This window comes from Actinophytocola sp. (genome assembly GCF_036402745.1).
Classification (GTDB): Bacteria; Actinomycetota; Actinomycetes; order Mycobacteriales; family Pseudonocardiaceae; genus Actinophytocola.
This window is the reverse complement of sequence record NZ_DASWSJ010000297.1, coordinates 34398-52040: the sequence shown is the minus strand read 5'-3', so window position 1 is coordinate 52040 and position 17643 is coordinate 34398. Positions and strand designations below refer to the sequence as shown.

Here is a 17643-nt window from a genome sequence, read left to right as displayed (position 1 = left end):
TCTGGTGGTCGTGTCGGTCAGCGGACGACGGCGTAGGCCTGCGACCCGCGTGGGCTCGACGCGGCGAGCACGCCACCGTCGGGCCCCGGCCCGGTCGCACAGACCTGGCCGAGTGACTGGGCCGCCGCGAGCTCCACCTGGTGTCCCCTGCGGCGCAGCTCGGTCGCCGTCTCCTCGGCGACGCCCTCCTCGACGGTCAACGACCTCGGCCGGAACTGCCTCGGCAGGAACGAGGTCGGCACGTGGTCGGTGTGGAAGTTCAGCGCCTCGGCCGCCTCCTGGACCGGCATGCCGAAGTCGACGTGGTTGAGGAAGAAGTTCAACGTCCACTGGTCCTGCCGGTCCCCGCCTGGGGTGCCGAAGGCGAGGCAGGGCCGTCCGTCGTCGGTGCGGACGATGGTCGGGCTGAGCGTGGTGCGCGGGCGTTTCCCCGGCGCGAGGCCGTTGTTGTGCCCTCGGACGAGCCACGCCATCTGGCCGCGGGTGCCGAGCGGGAAGCCGAGCCCCGGCACGACCGGGGAACCGGACAGCCAGCCACCGCTCGGTGTCGCCACCACCATGTTGCCGTCGCGGTCGGTGGCGCTGACGGTGGTCGTGTCGCCGCGGACCACCGTGGCCGCCAGCACCGTCGGCAGCCCGTTGGCGAGCTGGTCGCGCCAGGTCGGGTCCTCCGGCGGGGCCGGCGGGTCGGCCAGCGGCGGCAGCCACGGCGCCCGCTTGTCCGGCGTGCCCGGCCGCAGCCCGCTCGACGCCGCCTCGCCGATCAGCGCACGGCGGGCGTCGGTGTAGGCCGGGTCGAGCAGGCCGGCCAGCGGCACGTCGGCATGGTCCGGGTCGCCATACCAGGCTTCCCGGTCGGCGAAGGCGAGCTTCGCCGACTCCACCACGGTGTGCAGGTGGTCGGCGCTGCCGAAGCCCATCGCACCGAGGTCGAACCCGGACAGCAGCGCCAGCTGCTGCAGGAACACCGGCCCCTGGGACCACGGACCCGGCTTGTGGACGAGGCGACCGCGGTAGGACAGGGTCACCGGCTCCTCCACCGCGGGCCGCCACGTCGCGAGGTCCGTGCCGGTCAGCAGTCCCCGGTTGTGCCGCCCGGTCGCGTCGAGCACCTCGGTGCCGGCGAAGAACTTGTCGACGGCCTCGGCGACGAAGCCCTCGTAGAACGCGCGGATCGCGGCCTCGCACCTGGCCTCGCGGCTCTTCGCGGGCGCGGCCTCGGCGACGATCCTGCGGAACACCTGCGCCAGCGCCGGGTTACGCACCCGCTCGCCCGAGGCGGGAGCCAGGCCGCCGCGCAGGTAGGTCTCGCCGGAGGAGACCCAGTGGTCGCGGAACAGCGGCGCGAGCCGGTCGATCATCGCCGCCGCCTTGGGCAGCAACGGGAAGCCGTGCTCGGCGTAACCGATGGCGGGCGCCAGCACGTCCGCGATCTCCAGCCGCCCGTGCTCGGCCAGCAGCCGCACCCACGCGCCGAACACGCCGGGCACGCACGCGGGCAGCAGCCCGGAGCCGGGCACGGCGTCGAGCCCGAGCGCGGCGAACGCGGCCGGGGTGGCGGCCTCCGGCAGCGGTCCCTGTCCACAGAGGACGGTCACTCGGCCGGCGCCGGCCTCGTAGGCGAGGATCGGGACGTCGCCGCCCGGTCCGTTCAGGTGCGGTTCGACGACCTGCAGCACGAACGCGGCCGCCGCGGCGGCGTCGAACGCGTTGCCGCCCCGGTCGAACATGGCCATGCCCGCGGCGGAGGCGAGCCAGTGGGTCGAGGACACGGCGCCGAACGTGCCGTGCAGCTCTGGTCGGGAAAGCACGGGAACTCCTTCGACTCAGGTGGTGACCGCTGGCGCGAGCACCGACGCGGCGATGTCCTCGAGCACGTCGACGCTGCCCTGATAGGGGAAGTCCGGCCGCGGCCAGTGGACGACGATGTCAGTGACCCCCGCCTCCTCGAACAGGCCGCACGCGTCGCTATAGGTCTCGACCGACTCGGTCACGCCGCCGATCCGCGCACCGGTCACGACGAGGCGCCGCACCGACGCCGGGTCGCGGCCGACCGATTCACACTCCTTCTCGAACAGGACGGTCTGCTCACGGATGACCGGCACCGCCTGCTCGTAGCGGTACGGCTCGCCGTGCCCCGGCCAGGCGATGGTGACCCAGATGTCGGCGTGCTCGGCGGCGAGCCGGATGCCGCGGGGACCGAGCGCGGCCACCGCGATCGGCACCCTCGGCTGCTGCACACATGCCGGGATGACCCGCGCGCCGGTGGTGGTGAAGTACCGCCCCTGGTAGTCGGTGACGGGCTGTTCCAGCAGCTTGGCGGTCAGCTCGACGAACTCCCGGAACCGGTCCGCACGCTCCTTCTTGGACAGACCGGGCTGCCCGAGCACCTCGTCGTCGAACCCGCCTGCCCCGGCGCCGATCCCGGCGATGACACGGCCGCCGGAGATGTCGTCGATGGTCATCAGGTCCTTGGCGAACGGCACCGGGTGGCGGTTGCCCGGGCTCGCGACCATGGTGCCGATCCGCAGCCGGGACGTCGCGAGCGCGGCGGCCGTCAGCGTCGGCACCAGGGAGAACCACGGCTTGTCGCGGAACCACCGCCACGACAGGTGGTCGTACATCCAGGCGTGGTCGAAGCCGAGCCGCTCCGCGTGCACCCACTTCTCGCGCGCCGAGGACCACCGCTCCTCCGGCAGGATCAGCACTCCGTGCCGCATCAGTTCACCGCCTCCGTTTCGCGTTCGTTCCGTCCCGCCGGCCGCACCGCGCCGACCGCGAGGCCGGCGGCGCGCAGCACGACGTCCGACAGGTCCCGCTCGCACGCCAGCACGTCCGGCGTGCGCAGTTCCTCCGGGACGAAGTCGTCGTAGTCCGCCACCGCCGGGTAGAGGCCGTTCGTGGCGAGGTCGGTCACCACGGCCTTGCACCGGCGCAGGAACTGGGAGAGCACCTCGTGGCCGGTGACCGGGGCACGCGCGGTGAGGAAGTAGCAGTCGAAGACGGTCTCCCACATGCGTGGCTGGTGCGCGGCCGGGTTGTCCACCAGGTGCTGCAGCAGCGAGCGCCCGTCGACGACCAGCTTCGACGCGACCCCGAGGTGGATCTGGTGGGACAGCCGCGCCTCCCGCAGCAGCGCGTCCCCGCCGACCGTCACGCCCTTCGGCGCCCGCCGCGCACGGAACAGGCTGCGCACGGCCGGGTAGTCCGCCGACCACGTGCCGCTGAACGTACTGTGCAACCGGTACATGCTGGGCCGGATGACCGCGTTGTAGATCCGCTGCGTGCTGGACGCGGTGTAGATCAGCATCGCGCTGTACGCCCGCACGTACTCGATGGCCGCCGCGGTGGTGGTCCACCGGTCCCGGTCGCCCTCGGCGAGCCGGGCAAGGCAGCCGGCCAGCAGCCGCCAGATGACGAACGAGATGTGGTGCCCGGCGATCCACCGGAACCAGAACAGCTTCTCCAGGTCGTCGGCCGCGGCCGGTTCGGTGCGCAGCCCGCCGGTGCGGAGGGCGTCGGCGAGACCGGCGTAGCAGTCCACGAGGTCGGTGTCCGCCGTGCCATCGGACAGCCAGTCGTTGCCCGGCACGGGCAGCGTCAGCGGCTCCAGCCCGTACGGGTAGTCGCCGAAGTCCCATTCGCGCGCGCCGGGCAGGGCGAGCGCCACCACCGCCCCCTTCACGCCGCCTCCCCGGGGATGTGGGTGAACTCGAACTCCAGCCCGTTGACGTCGAAGCAGTAGAAGCTCCGCACGTCGCGGTCGTCGACGACGATCTCGGTCGGGGTGCCCGGCCGGGCGAACGCGTAGTGGCCGCAGGAGTGCAACGCGAACCACCTCGCCCGCCAGGCCGCCAGTTCCTCGGTGGAACCGACGGCGACGCACAGGTGCTGGAACTGGACCCGGTCGTCGTCGTGGCCCCGGCTCGGCCGCTCGAACAGGTGCAGGCGGAAGTCGCCGACGACGACCTCGGTCAGCCGGACGATGCCGGGCAGCCGGTCGCGGGTGACGGCGGAGAACTTCTCCGCGGTCCACGTTGGCCTGCATCCGAAGAAGTCGCGGTACCAGGCGATCGAGTTGTCGAGGTCGACCGTCTGGACCCCGACGTGGTGCAGCCGGGAGGACGGGACGGCGGAGGTCGATGACGTCATCGCGGATCGGCTCCCCTTCGGTCGAGGAAGGCCCAGCAGGCGGCGATCGCCTCCGTGTCGATCTCGGGGATCGGCAGGTCGAGGCTGCGCAGCCGGTGCACGGTCTTGTCGTTGTCGAACTCACCGCGGCCGACCGGCGCCCGCGCCAGGTCGGCCAGGAACGGCTGGTACGGCAGGATCGGGAGCGGACGGCCCGCGTCCCGCACGCGCCGCACCCACTCGGCGAGCGACACCGGCCTGGTGGTGGTGTGGCGCAGTTCGTCGTACACCCGCATGAACTCCTCGGGCCCGGTCTCTGCCGGGTGGTGCAGGTGGTGAACGAACGCGCCGTCCCCGCCGGGGTCGTCGTCGAGCACGAGCGCGACGAGCGCGCGGGCGACGAAGTCCACGGGCAGCAGGCTGTCCCGCAGCACCGGCTCGGTCGGGTAGCAGCCGAGTTCCGCACAGCTGGTCAACAGGCGGCAGAACATGTCGTCCGGGTCGAGGGCGCCGCTGCCGGTCGCGGCCCAAATGCGGCCAAGCCGGTGGAGCCCGCCGGTCAGCCCGCGTGCCCGCGCACGCAGGACGAGCCGGTCGGCCACCCACTTGCTGGCGGCGTAGCCCTCGCCCGCCGGGTGCCGTTCGTCCTCGACGGGCAGGTCCTCGGTCACCACCCGGTCGCCGCCCGCGAACACGCCGAGGGTCGAGACGTGGTGGAACCGCTTGGGCCCGCCTTCCGCGGCGAGACGGAGCAGTGTCCGCGTACCGTCCACATTGGACGGCCGGAGCAGCTCGTACGGCGAGAGGTGGTGTACGTGCGCACCGGCGTGGACGATCGTGTCCACCCCGGCCCGCAGCCGCGCCCACCCGCCTGGGCCGGCGCCGAGGTCGGCCTCCGCGAGGTCACCGGGCAGCACCCGCACCCGGGGGTCGGCCGGGTCGGTGTCCAGTCCGTACCCGCGCAGGACCGCGCCCAGCCGGTCGCGTGCCGCCGCGGCCGTCCTGCCCCGCACCAGGCACGTCACCCGTGCGTTCGTGCGGCGCAGCAGCTCGGCGAGGACGAACACGCCGACGAAGCCCGTGGCCCCGGTCAGCAGGATCTCCGCCGGGTCGCCCGCCGGCCGCGTGACGACCGGGAACGTCAGCTCCGGCGCCAGCTCGGACTCGGTGTCCGGCACGATCCGCGTCGCGCTCTCGTCGCCCGCGGCCAGCCGCTGCACCAGCTCGGCGACGTCCCGGACCCGGGGCGCGGCGAGGAAGTCCGCCACCGCGACCCGCACGCCGAACGCGGCCTCCACGCCCGCGAGCAGCCGCACGGCAAGCAGCGAGTGCCCGCCGACGTCGAAGAAGCCGTCGTCCACGCCGACCCTGGGCACGCCGAGCACCTCGGCGAACAGGCCGGCGACGACCTCCTCCTCCGGGGTGGTCGGCGCCCTGCCGGTGGCGGCCCGGCCGTAGTCCGGGGTGGGCAGCGCCGCGCGGTCGAGCTTTCCGTTGGGGGTCAACGGGATCTCGCCGACCGGCACGACCGCGGCGGGCACCATGTACTCGGGCAGCCGCTCGCCGACGTGGGCGCGCAGGCTCGGCACCAGCCGCGCGATCTCCCGTGCCCGCACGGGATCGTTGACCGTGACTCCGTCGCCCGACGGCACGAACAGGCCCGACATCGCCTGGCCCGCCGGTGGTTCCGGGAGCACGGCCACGTCGAAGGTGTCCACGGCGGTGGCGGACCACGTGGTCAGCGCGGCCCAGCCGTGGCCGTGTGCCCAGTCCCCCAGCACGTCCGGGTCGATCCCGTCGACCTTGCCGTCCACATCGGACTCGCTGGTCAGTCGGGCGTTGGGGATGCCGGTGACGCGGACCGGGGTGCCTGCCGCCGCGCACCGTTCCGCCAGCGCGTCGAGGTCGCCGCCGAGGTCGTCGTCCCAGGCCAGCACCGGCGCACCGGACAGGTCGGTGACGGCCACCGGCGCCTTGTGGAACACCACCTCGTAGCGGTGCCTGGTCAGCTCGTTGTGCGCCCGGCCCGGCTTGAGCCGGATGTCGACCGCGGTCACGCCGTGGTCGTCCGCCCACCGCGTGAACCACTCCGGGTCGACGACGAGCTCCTTCTCCACCAGCACCGCCTGTTCGACCGCGGCACGCACGGCCGCCGGGGTGGCGCCCGGGTGCTGCGCCCGGTGGATCGCGGCCCGCAGCGCACGCAGCGTGCGCAGGTTGCGGACGTCGCCGACCACGAGGCGGCCGCCGGGCGTGAGCAGTGTCATCGCGGCGGCGAGCACGCGATCGAGGTAGCCCGCGTCCGGGAAGTACTGCGCGACCGAGTTCAGCACCACGGCGTCGAAGTAGCCCGTCGGCAGTCCGGTCACGTCGTCGGCGGGCTGGCAGCGCAGCCGCACCGTCCCGTCGTGCCCTTGCTGTGCGACCTGCGCGGCCAACCGGTCGAGCACCGGCGCCGAGAAGTCGGTGCCCCAGTACTCGTCCACGTGGTGCCCGGCGACGACCTGCGACAGCAGCAATCCGGAGCCGACGCCGATCTCCAGCACCCGCTTCGGCGCGGCGCACAGGATCTGCCGCACCGCGGCGTCACGCCAGTCGCGCATCTCCGGCAGCGGGATCGGCTCGCCGGTATAGCTGGACCGCCACAGGTCGAAGTCCTCGCCCCACTCCGCGGCCGCGGCGGCCTCGTACGCCTGGTCGTAGACTTCCTGCCACTCCTGGACCTGGTGATCCGCCGCGGCCTCGGTGCCGGTCACGCTCGGCACCACGTAGGCGACCAGGCGCTGGTCGTCGAGTTGGTCGGTGCGTGCGATCACCACCGCCTGACCGACCTCGGGGTGCGCGGTCAACGCCGCCTCGACCTCGCCCGGCTCGATGCGGAACCCACGAACCTTGACCTGGTGGTCGACGCGGCCCAGGTACTCCAGCTCGCCGTGCGCGTTCCACCGCACGAGGTCGCCGGTTCGGTACATGCGCTCCCCCGGCCCGCCGTACGGGTCGGTGACGAACCGCTCCGCGGTGCGCGCGGGCTGGTCGAGGTAGCCGCGGGCGACCCCGGCGCCCGCCATGTACAGCTCGCCGGCCACGCCGGGCGGCACCAGCCGCAGCGCGCCGTCCAGCACGTAGGCCCTGGCGTTCGTGACCGGACCGCCGATAGGCGGGGACGCGGTGTCCCGCGAGATCGGCCACGTCGTGGCGTAGATCGTCGCCTCCGTGGGGCCGTACCCGTTGACGGCGAGGTCGGCGAGGTCGGCGAGCGTCGCGGCGAGGTCCGGCCGCAGCGCCTCGCCGCCGACCATGGCGACGCGGACGCCCCGCAACCGGGCAACCCCGTCACCGTCACCGTGCGCGGCGAGCATCCGCCACAGCGACGGGGTCGCCTGCAGGACGGTGATACCTGCCGTGTCGACGAGGTCGAGCAGCGCGGCGGGCGAGAGCACCGCCTCCTTCTCCGCGACCACGAGGGCCGCGCCGGTCACCAGCGGCAGGAACACCTCCATCACCGCGATGTCGAACGCGATCGTCGTCACCGCGAGCAGCCGGTCCTCGGCCGTCATCGCCAGTTGGTCGCCCATCGACACGAGGAGGTTGACCATCGCGCCGTGCGGCACGACGACCCCCTTCGGCCTACCGGTCGAGCCGGACGTGTACAGCACGTACGCCGCGGCGTCCTGCGCGACCGGCCCGCGTGCCGGGTGGGTGCCGGGCTGCGCGGTCAGGTCCATGGCCAGCACGTCGGCGTCGACCACCAGCACCGGGGCGGAGTCCGCGAGCACCGCGGCGACGCGGGCGGGCGGGAAGTCCGGGTCGACCGGCACGAACACGCCGTCCGCCTTGAGCACCGCGAGCAGTGCCACCACGAGGTCGGCGGAGCGCGGCAGCCGCACGGCGACCCGCCGCTCTGCGGCCACGCCCTGTCCGAGAAGCCAGTGCGCCAGCCGGTTGGCCCGCGTGTTCAGCTCCCGGTAGGTCAGCCACTCGCCGTCGAACGCGAGCGCCGGTGCGTCCGGGGTGGCGGCGGCCTGCCGCTCGACGAGGTCCGCGACGGTGCTGACCGGGACGGGGGCGGTCGTGCCCGCGATGTCCAGCAGCCGCTCCCGCTCACCGGCGACGAACACGTCCACCGCGCTGACCGGCGCCGCCGGGCTCGCGACGACCTGCCGCAGCACCCGGGTGAACCGGTCCGCGAGCCCGGCCACCGTGTCCCGGTCGAACAGGTCGGTGGCGTACTCGATCACGCCGGCCGCGCCGCCGTCGCCGGCCTCGGCGAGGTTGACGAACAGGTCGAACTTGGCCGTGCCGGTTGTCGTCTGCTCGAACGCCACGTGCAGGCCGGGCAGGTCGAACTCGGGCACCTCGTTGTTCTGCCAGGCGAACATCACCTGGAACAGCGGGTGGTGCGCGGTCGAGCGGACCGGGTTCAGCAGCTCGACGAGACGCTCGAACGGCGCGTCCTGCGTGTCGTAGGCGACCAGCGCCTTGTCCCGCACCTGTGCGAGCACCCGTTCGAACGACGGGTCACCGGCCAGGTCGACGCGCAGCACCCAGGTGTTGGCGAAGAACCCGACCAGATCCGCGAGCGCCTGGTCGGTGCGGCCCGCGATGGGTGAGCCGATGGTCAGGTCGTCCCCGCCGCCGAGCTGGCGCAGCAGCACGGCGAGCGCGGCCTGCAGCACCATCGCGACGGTCACGCCCCGCTCGCCGGCCAGGTCCTCGACCGCGGCGAGCAGCGCGGGTTCGACGGTGAAGTCGACCGCGTCGCCCCGGTAGCTCGCCACCGCCGGCCGCGGCCGGTCGGTGGGCAGCTGCAGCGGCTGGGGCACGCCGGCCAGCTCGGCCTGCCAGTAGGCAAACTGCGTGGACAGCAGGCTGTTCCGGTCGTTCTCGTCACCGAGCAGCTCGTCCTGCCACAGCGTGTAGTCCACGTACTGCACCGGCAGCTCGGGCCAGTCCGGCTCGTGACCGTCCCGGCGGGCCAGGTAGGCCGTCGAGATGTCCCGTGCCAGCGGGGCGACGGAGCCGCCGTCGCTCGCGATGTGGTGCAGCGTGAGGACGAGCAGGTGGTCCTCGGGAGACAGCCGCAGGACGCACGCGCGCAGCGGGATCTCGGCCTCGAGGTCGAACCGGTGGGTGACCGCGTCGTGGACCACCTCGTCGACGTCCTCCGCCGCCACGGTCACCAGCGACACGTCCGGGACCTGCTCGCCGACGGGCAGGATCCGCTGCACCGGCGTGCCGTTCCCGTCCTGCTCGAACAGGGTGCGCAGGCTTTCGTGCCGTGCCACCACGTCCCGCACCGCCGCCGCGAGCGCGGCCGAGTCGAGGGTCCCGGCCATGCGCAGGACCAGCGGGACGTTGTACGTGGCCGAGGGGCCTTCGAACCGGTCGATGAACCAGAGCCTGCGCTGCGCATAGGACAGCGGCGGCGCGGCCGGCCGGTCCGCGACGCGGAGCAGCGCGGGCCGCACCGGTGCGTCCTCGTGCGAGCGGGCGGCCAGCGCCTCGACGCGTGGCGCGTCGAAGACCGCGCGGATCGAGATCTCAACGCCCAGCAGCGCGCGGATCCTGCCGACCAGGCGGGTGGCGAGCAGGGAGTGCCCGCCGAGGGCGAAGAAGTCGTCGTCGACCCCGACCCGTGGCAGGCCGAGCACCTCGGCGAACAGCTCGGCGAGCACCTTCTCACGTGGCGTGCGCGGCTCGCGGCCGGTCGCGCCTGCCGGGAACTCGGGGACGGGCAACACCGAGCGGGCCAGCTTCCCGTTGGGCGACAAGGGAAAGCCGTCCAGCACCAGCACCGCGACCGGCACCATGTAGTCCGGCAGCACGCGTGCGGCGCGTGCCCGCACCGACGCCGGGTCGACGGTGGCGCCCGGCTCGGTCCGCACATAGCCGACGAGCCGCTCGTCACCGGGACCGAACCGGTGGATCGCGGCCGCCGCGTCCGCCACGCCCGGCTGCTCACGCAGAACGGACTCGACCTCGCCCAGCTCGACGCGGAACCCGCGCAGCTTCACCTGGTCGTCGGCGCGGCCCAGGAACACCAGCCTGCCGTCCGCGTCCCAGCGCACGAGGTCGCCGGTCCGGTACATCCGCTCCCCCGGCGCGCCGAACGGGCACGCCACGAACCGGGCCGCGGTCAACGCGGGCCGGTCGAAGTACCCGCGGGTCACCCCGGCGCCCGCCAGGTACAGCTCGCCGGTCACGCCACGCGGCACCGGTGTGAGGGCGGCGTCGAGCACGTAGGCCCTCGTGTTGGACAGCGGGCCGCCGACGGTGACCGCGCCGCCGGTCACGGGCGCGCAGGTCGACCAGATCGTGGTCTCGGTCGGGCCGTACACGTTGGTCACCGACCGGCAGCGCGCGGCGATCAGCTCCGCGAGGTCGTCCGGCAGCGGCTCGCCGCCGACCAGAACGTCCACTGTGGACAAGCCGTCGTCCGGTTCGGCCAGGACCTCCCGCCACAGGCTCGGTGTGGCCTGTGCGGAGGTCACGCCGTGCCGCGCGACGAGGCGCAGCACCTCCTTCGGGTCGCGGGCAGCGACCTCGGTGGCGAGCACGACGGTGGCGCCGGTGGTGAGCGGCAGGAACAGCTCCAGACCCGCGATGTCGAAACCGATGGTGGTGAGCGCGAGGAACGCGTCCCCCGGCCCGACGGGGAGGCGCTCACCCATGGCGTGCAGCAGGCTCACGAGGTTGCCGTGTGTCGCGACGACGCCCTTGGGGCGGCCCGTCGACCCGGACGTATAGATCACGTATGCCGGGGCGTCGACCGCGACCGAACGGCCGGGTCCTGGCACGGACCTGTCCGCCAGGTCGACGGCGCCGGTCAGCGTGTGCTTCGGCGCGGCGTCGGCGATCACGTACGCGATCCGCTCGTCGGGGTGGCCGGGGTCGATCGGCACGTAGGCCGCGCCCGCCTTCCACACCGCGAGCAGCGCGACCACCAGGTCGACCGAGCGGGGCAGCACCACCGCGACCCGGTCCTCCTCCCCGACGCCCTGCTCGGCCAGGTACGCGGCCAGCAGGCGGGCGCGGGTGTCGAGTTCGCCGTAGGTGATCTCCTCGTCACCGCACACGACCGCGGTGGCGCCTGGCGTGCGCGCGGACTGCTCCTCGAACAGGACGTGTGCGGGCGTGCGCGGCGCCTCGACGTAGCCCTTCGCGCCGCTCCAGTCCACCAGCAGCCGCGTGCGCTCACGCATCCCGAGGACGTCCACTTCGGACAGCCGGGTCGCCGGTCCGGTGACCATCGCGGCGAGCACCCGGTGCAGCCGCTCGCCGATCTCGACGATCGTGCGCTCCTCGAACAGGTCGGTGCTGTACTGCAGCTCGCCGTCCACCCCGAGCGGTTCGCCCGCCTCGCCGAACTCCTCGCGCAGGTTGAACGACAGGTCGACCTTGGCGATGTCGAGCGGCGCCTGCTCCGGGCGCATCACGAGCCCCGGCAGGCCGACCGAGGTCGAGTCCAGGTTGCTGTTGAACGGCATCAGCACCTGGAACAGCGGGTTGCGGGCCAGGGAGCGGGTCGGGTTGATCGCCTCGACCACCTGCTCGAACGGGATGTCCTGGTGCGCGAACGCGGCGAGCGCATTGTCGCGCACGCGGGCGAGCAGCTCGGCGAAGGTCGGGTCGCCGGACAGGTCCGCACGCAGTACCACCGTGTTCACGAAGAACCCGATGAGGTCGTGCAGCGCCTCGTCCGGGCGGCCCGCGACCGGGGTGCCGACGGGGATGTCCGTGCCCCCGGTCAGCTTGCCGAGCAACGCGGCCACCGCGGTCTGGAACACCATGAACGTCGTCGTGCCGGTGTCCTTGGCCAGCTCGGTCAGCCGGGCGTGCGTCGCGGCGTCGACGGTGAACGGCACGACCGCGCCGCGGTAGGTCGACATCGGCGGCCGCGACCGGTCCAGCGGCAGCGCGATCTCGTCCGGCAGGCCGGCGAGCGCCTCGGTCCAGTACGTGAGGTGCGCCGCCCCGGCGCGGGTCGGCGCGGACACCTCACCGAGCATTTCCCGTTGCCACAACGTGTAGTCCACGTACTGCACGGGCAGCGGGGCCCACTCGGGTGCGCTGCCTGCGCGGCGGGCCTCGTACGCCATACCGAGGTCGCGGATCAGCGGCCGCATGGACCAGCCGTCGGTCGCGACGTGGTGGATGAGGATCATGAGCACGTGCTCGTCCCGGCCGGTCCGGAACAGCCAGGTCCGGATGGGTGGCTCGGTGGCGAGGTCGAACGGCCTGGCCGCGGTCGCCCGCAGCCGGCCGGCCACGTCGGCCGGGTCGACCCGCTCCACCACCAACGCCGGGGCGGCCTCTGTCACTGAGAGCACGTGTTGCACCGGCTGCCCGTCGACCTCGGGGAAGACGGTGCGCAGGCTCTCGTGCCTGCCGATGACGTCGCCGAGCGCGGCCCGGAGGGCCTCGTGGTCGAGCGGGCCGGTCAGCCGGGACACCAGCGGGTTGTTGTAGGTGGGGCTGGGCCCTTCGAGCCGGTCGAGGAACCACAGCCGCTGCTGCGCGAACGACAGCGGCACCCGCTCGGGCCGGGCTTTCGGCGTCAGCGGCACGCTCGCCCTCGCGGCGGTCTCGACGAGCCGCGCGAGGCCGGCCGGGGTGCGTTCGTCGAACAGCGCCTTGATCGGCAGGTCCACCCGCAGCCGCGTGCGCAGCCTGCTCATCAGCTTGGTCGCGGTCAGGGAGTGCCCGCCGAGCGCGAAGAAGTCGTCCTCGACACCGATCGTGGGCACCTCGATGACGTCGGCGAAGGTCTCGCACAGCACGGTCTCCACCCGCGTGCGCGGCGCGCGCCCACCGACCTGTGCCGCAGGCAGCGGCAACCTGGCGCGGTCCAGCTTTCCGTTCGGGTTGCGGGGCAGGTGGTCGAGGACGACGAACGCCGACGGGACCATGAAGTCCGGCAGCCTGCTCGACATGAACTTGTGCAGCAACCTCGGCTGCGGGGCCTGCATGTCCACGCTCGCGGGCACCACGTAGGCCACCACCCGCTTGACCTCCGGCCGGTCCTCGACGGCGACCACCTCCGCCTGCCCGACGTCCGGGTGCCCGCGCAGCACCGCCTCGATCTCGCCAAGCTCGATGCGGAAACCACGCACCTTCACCTGGTGGTCGCCTCGGCCGACGAACAGCAGCTCGCCGTCGGCACGCCAGCGGACCAGGTCGCCGGTGCGGTACATCCGCTCCCCCGGCGCGCCGAACGGGCACGCCACGAACCGCTCCGCGGTCAGGCCGGGCCGGTTGAAGTACCCGCGGGCCAGTTGCGCGCCGCCGATGTACAGCTCGCCGACCACCCCCGGCGGCACCGGTCGCAGCCACCGGTCCAGCACGAACAGGAGGGTGTTGGCAATCGGCCCGCCGATGGGCGGCTCGTCCGGCCACTCCGCGACCGACCTCGGCATCTTGAATTCGGTGGCCATGTGCGTCTCGGTCGGGCCGTAGCCGTTGACCAGCTGCCGGTGCGCACTGCCCGCGGCGAAGAACTCGCGCACCGCCGCCGTGAGGTGCAGGGCCTCGCCGCCCTGGCCGACGCGGTGCAGCTCCGGCAGCGTCACCCCGGCGGCGTTCGCCGCCTCGCAGACCGCGTTCAGCACCAGGTTCGGCACGAACGTCAGGTCGTTGACGCCCTGCTCGGCCATGAACTCGACGAACCGCTCCGCGTCCTTGCGGATCTCGTCGCCGGGGATCACGACCGTGCCACCGCCGCAGGTCGCGATGAGGATCTCCATGGCGGAGACGTCAAAGCTGATCGCGGAGAACTGCGGGATCGTCGCGGGTGGTTCGACGGCGGTCCACCACACGACGAGGTTCACGAGCGCACCCGCGGGCATGGCGACGGCCTTGGGCACCCCGGTCGAGCCCGACGTGTAGATGACGTAGCACGGGTGCGCCGGCAGCAGCGGCGTGAGCCGGTCGGCGTCGGTGATGTCGGTCGCGGGCAGGTGCGCGACGCCGGCGAGCCCGGTCAGCAGCACCGTGGGCTTGGCGTCAGCGAGCATGAACTCGACCCGGTCGGCGGGGTAGGCGGTGTCGATCGGCACGTACGCCGCGCCTGCCTTCAGCACCGCCCATACCGCGACGACCAGGTCGGCCGACCGTGCCATCCGCAGCGCGACCCGGGACTCCGGCCCGACACCCTGCGCGATGAGGTGGCGGGCAAGCTGGTTGGCCCGCGCGTTCAGCTCGGTGTAGGTCAGCGTGGTGTCGCCCATCCGCACCGCCGTCGCGTCCGGCGTGCGGGCCACCTGCGCCTCCAGCAACGCGGGCAGGGTGGTCTCGGGGACCTCGAAGGCGCTGCCGTTCCAGTCGACGAGGATCCTGATGCGCTCCTCGGCGTCGAGCACGTCGATGTCGCCAAGGCGCGTGCCCGGGTCGTCGGCCGCCGCGGCGAACACGCGGACCAGCCGGGCGCCGATCGCCTCGACGGTCGCGCGGTCGAACAGGTCGGTGCTGAACTCGACGAGGCACTCGACCCCGGCCGGGGCGCCGTCGGCGGTGTGGCGCTCGTCGAAGTTGATGTTCATGTCGAAACGCGACACGCCGAACACGCGGGTTTGGCCGGTCGCGGTCACGCCGGGCAGCGACAGCGCGGTGTCCACCGGCTGCGCGGTCATCGACACCTGGAACAGCGGGTTGCGCCCGACGGTCCGGTCCGGGTTGAGCTCGCGGACCAGCTGCTCGAACGGGATGTCCTGGTGGGCCAACGCGTTCAGGTCGGCCTCGCTGACCCGCGCGAGCAGCTCGGCGAAGGTGGGGTTGCCGGACAGGTCGGCACGCAGCACCACCGTGTTGACGAAGAACCCGACCAGCTCGTCGAGGGGCTCGTCCGCGCGGCCGGCCACCGGGGTGCCGACGGGGATGTCGACGCCGCCGGACAGCTTCGCGAGCAGCACCGCGAATCCGGTGTGGAACAGCATGAACATGGTGGTGCCGGTGCGCCGCGCGAGCTCGGCCAGCCGCGCGTGGACGGCCGCGTCGAGCCGGCACGAGACGAGGTCGCCCCGGTAGGTGGGCGCCGCCGACCGGGGGCGGTCGAAAGGCAGGCCGATCTCGTCCGGCAGCCCGGCGAGCGCACCGGTCCAGAACCGCAGCTGTGCGGCGACGGCGCTGTCCTGGTCGCTCGCGTCGCCGAGCAGTTCCCGCTGCCACAGCGTGTAGTCGGCGTACTGCACGGGCAGCGGTGTCCACACTGGACTCCGGTCGTGGCGGCGTGCCGCGTACGCGGTCGCGAGGTCCCGCGCGAGCGGTGCCTTCGACCACTCGTCCGCGGCGATGTGGTGGACGAGCACCAGGAGCACGTGCTCGCCGGGCGCGCTGGTGAGCAGCCATCCCCGGACCGGGATCTCGCGCTCCAGGTCGAACGCGTACCCGGCGGCCTCCCGCAGCCGGTCCTCCGCCTCGGCGGGCTCGACCCGGACCGCGGTGAACTCCGGGCGGACGCGGCCCTGCGGCACGACCAGCTGCACCGGCCTGCCGTCCACCTCCGGGAACACCGTCCGCAGGCTCTCGTGCCGGTCCACGACGTCGGCAAGCGCGTCCGCGAGCGCACCGTGGTCCACCTCGCCGGTGAGGCGGTACACGAGCGGCACGTTGTAGGTCGGGCTCGGCCCTTCGAGCCGGTCGAGGAACCACAGCCGCTGCTGGGCGAACGAGAGCGGCAGCCGGTCCGGGCGTGGCCGCGGCGCCAGCGCCGTCCTCGCCCGCTCGGCCGTCTCTACCCGGCGGGCGAGCCCCTCCGGGGTGCGCTCCTCGAACAGGGTGCGGATCGACAGGTCGACGCCGAGCAGTGCGCGGATCCGGCTGACAACCTTGGCGCCGGACAGCGAGTCGCCGTTCAGGTCGAAGAAGTCGTCGTCCGGGTAGACCTCCGGCTCGTCGAGCACCTCGGCGAACACCTGGCAGAGGACCTGTTCCACGTCCGTCCGCCGTGGACTTCCGGCGGGCTCGTCCTGGTCGCGGCGCACGAGGCACAGCTCGCCGGACTCGGTCCAGCGCGCGAGGTCGCCGGTGCGGAACAGGGTGTGGAACTCGTCGGTGTCCTCCGGCCCGCACGTGTACACCGCGCCGTCCCTGGCCGCGATAATGTCACCGCAGAGGTGCAGCTCGCCGACGGCGCCGCGCGGCACGAGGTTGCCGTGCCCGTCGAGCAGGTAGGCACGCGTGTTGTGGATGGGCCTGCCGATCGTCGGCTCGCCCGGCACCGGCCCGGTCAGCCGGGTGCTCGTCGCGTAGCCGGTGGTCTCGACCGGCCCGTACACCTGGTGCAGCGTCCGGACCTTCGTCCGCGCGAACACCTCGGCGATCGTCCCCTGGTCGACCTGCCCGCCGGCGACCGTGAGCGCCGCCGCGGTCGGCGGCATCGCGTCCGCCGCCAGCAACCGGTCCAGTTCGCCGGGTGTGACGTTGACGAGGGTGGGCCGGGTGCCCGGCTCGTCGGGGGCGCCGACGACCACGCAGCCGCCCATCGTGAGCGGGCACCACAGCTCGAAGACCGAACGGGTGGTGGCGAGGTCCGCCGCCAGCGGCACCCGCGCGGTGTCGTCCCACGTGAAGGTCTCCCACGCCCATGCGAGCATCGCGACTACGTTGCGGTGCGCGACCACGACCTCGCCGGCGGACGCGACCGCACCGGACGTGCCGAGCACGTGCGCGGTGGCGGTGGCCGCCACCTCGTGGTCCAGGTTCCCGGCAGGCATGCCCTCCGCCGCCGCGAGCAGCGCGTCGAGTGCCGGCGCGGGCTCGCTGACGGGCACGTACGCGCAGCCCGCCTTGTGGATCGCCAGCAGCAATACCGGTGTCTGCAGCGACGTGCCCGCCGGAACGCCGATCCTGTCGCCCGGCGCGGCCCCACCGGCCAGGAGCGCGCGGGCCACCTGGTTCGCGCGGCTGTTCAGCTGCCCGTAGGTGAGCGTCTCACCGGCGCACTCGACGGCGGTCGCGTCCGGTGTCAGCGTCGCCTGGGTCTCGACCAGCGAGTGGATCGACGCGTCGCGCAGGTAGGGCCAGTCGGCCCCGGCGAGGGTGTCCTGCAGGTAGCGGCGGTCCTCGTCGGACAGCAGCCGCAGCTGCGCGATCGGTGTGCCCGGCCGGGCCACCGCGTCCGCGAGCAGGGTCCGGTAGTTGGCGGCCAGCCGGGCCGCCGGCTCCGGGGCGAGCGCGGCGGTGTCGAACCGCAGTCTGAAGTGGACGGTGTCGCCGGCCTCGGCGGTGTGCAGCAGGACCTCCGCGGCCTCCCCGCCGTCGCGAGCGAACGCGACGCGCAGATCCCTCGCCAGCGTGAGCCCGGCGCGCGCGGCATCGAGACCGGCCATCAGGTCCACGACGGACGACCGCGCGGTCCGCTCCTCGTCGCGGTTGTAGCGCAGCACCAGCGCGACCAGCACCGCCTCGAACAGGTCGTCCCGCGCGCGGCCGCCCGGCACGGCGGGCGCCTGTCCCTGCCATGACCACTGACCGTCCGGTGTGGACAGCCGGGCAGGCATCGTGTCGACCGACATC

5 protein-coding genes are annotated in these 17643 nt (G+C 73.3%); all 5 read right to left on the bottom strand.

Going from position 1 to position 17643, the window contains the following annotated elements; genetic code table 11:
* Positions 1-17: 17 nt before the first annotated feature.
* The 5 genes from VGD70_RS28000 to VGD70_RS27980 are packed head-to-tail and all read right to left on the bottom strand — an operon-like array spanning position 18 to position 17642.
* Positions 18-1811, bottom strand: a complete 1794-nt coding sequence (locus VGD70_RS28000; RefSeq protein ID WP_331086500.1) for a gamma-glutamyltransferase family protein — start codon at positions 1809-1811, stop codon at positions 18-20.
* 15 nt (positions 1812-1826) lie between these two features.
* Positions 1827-2720: an LLM class flavin-dependent oxidoreductase gene (locus VGD70_RS27995; RefSeq protein ID WP_331086499.1), complete on the bottom strand. Its 894-nt coding sequence runs from the start codon at positions 2718-2720 to the stop codon at positions 1827-1829.
* Positions 2720-3685, bottom strand: a complete 966-nt coding sequence (locus VGD70_RS27990) for a hypothetical protein (RefSeq protein WP_331086498.1) — start codon at positions 3683-3685, stop codon at positions 2720-2722. The genes VGD70_RS27995 and VGD70_RS27990 overlap by 1 nt, the downstream gene beginning before the upstream one ends.
* Positions 3682-4152 (bottom strand): VOC family protein, encoded by a 471-nt coding sequence (locus tag VGD70_RS27985; protein ID WP_331086496.1) that lies wholly within the window; start codon positions 4150-4152, stop codon positions 3682-3684. The genes VGD70_RS27990 and VGD70_RS27985 overlap by 4 nt, the downstream gene beginning before the upstream one ends.
* Positions 4149-17642, bottom strand: coding sequence for an amino acid adenylation domain-containing protein (locus tag VGD70_RS27980; RefSeq protein WP_331086494.1), 13494 nt, complete (start codon positions 17640-17642; stop codon positions 4149-4151). Before VGD70_RS27980 ends, VGD70_RS27985 begins: the two co-directional genes overlap by 4 nt.
* Position 17643 lies beyond the last annotated feature (1 nt).

Bases quoted from the DNA above. Each gene is read 5' to 3' on its own strand.
- VGD70_RS27980 (WP_331086494.1), bottom strand. From the start codon at position 17,642: ATGTCGGTCGACACGATGCCTGCCCGGCTGTCCACACCGGACGGTCAG.
- VGD70_RS27995 (WP_331086499.1), bottom strand. From the start codon at position 2,720: ATGCGGCACGGAGTGCTGATCCTGCCGGAGGAGCGGTGGTCCTCGGCG.
- VGD70_RS27985 (WP_331086496.1), bottom strand. From the start codon at position 4,152: ATGACGTCATCGACCTCCGCCGTCCCGTCCTCCCGGCTGCACCACGTC.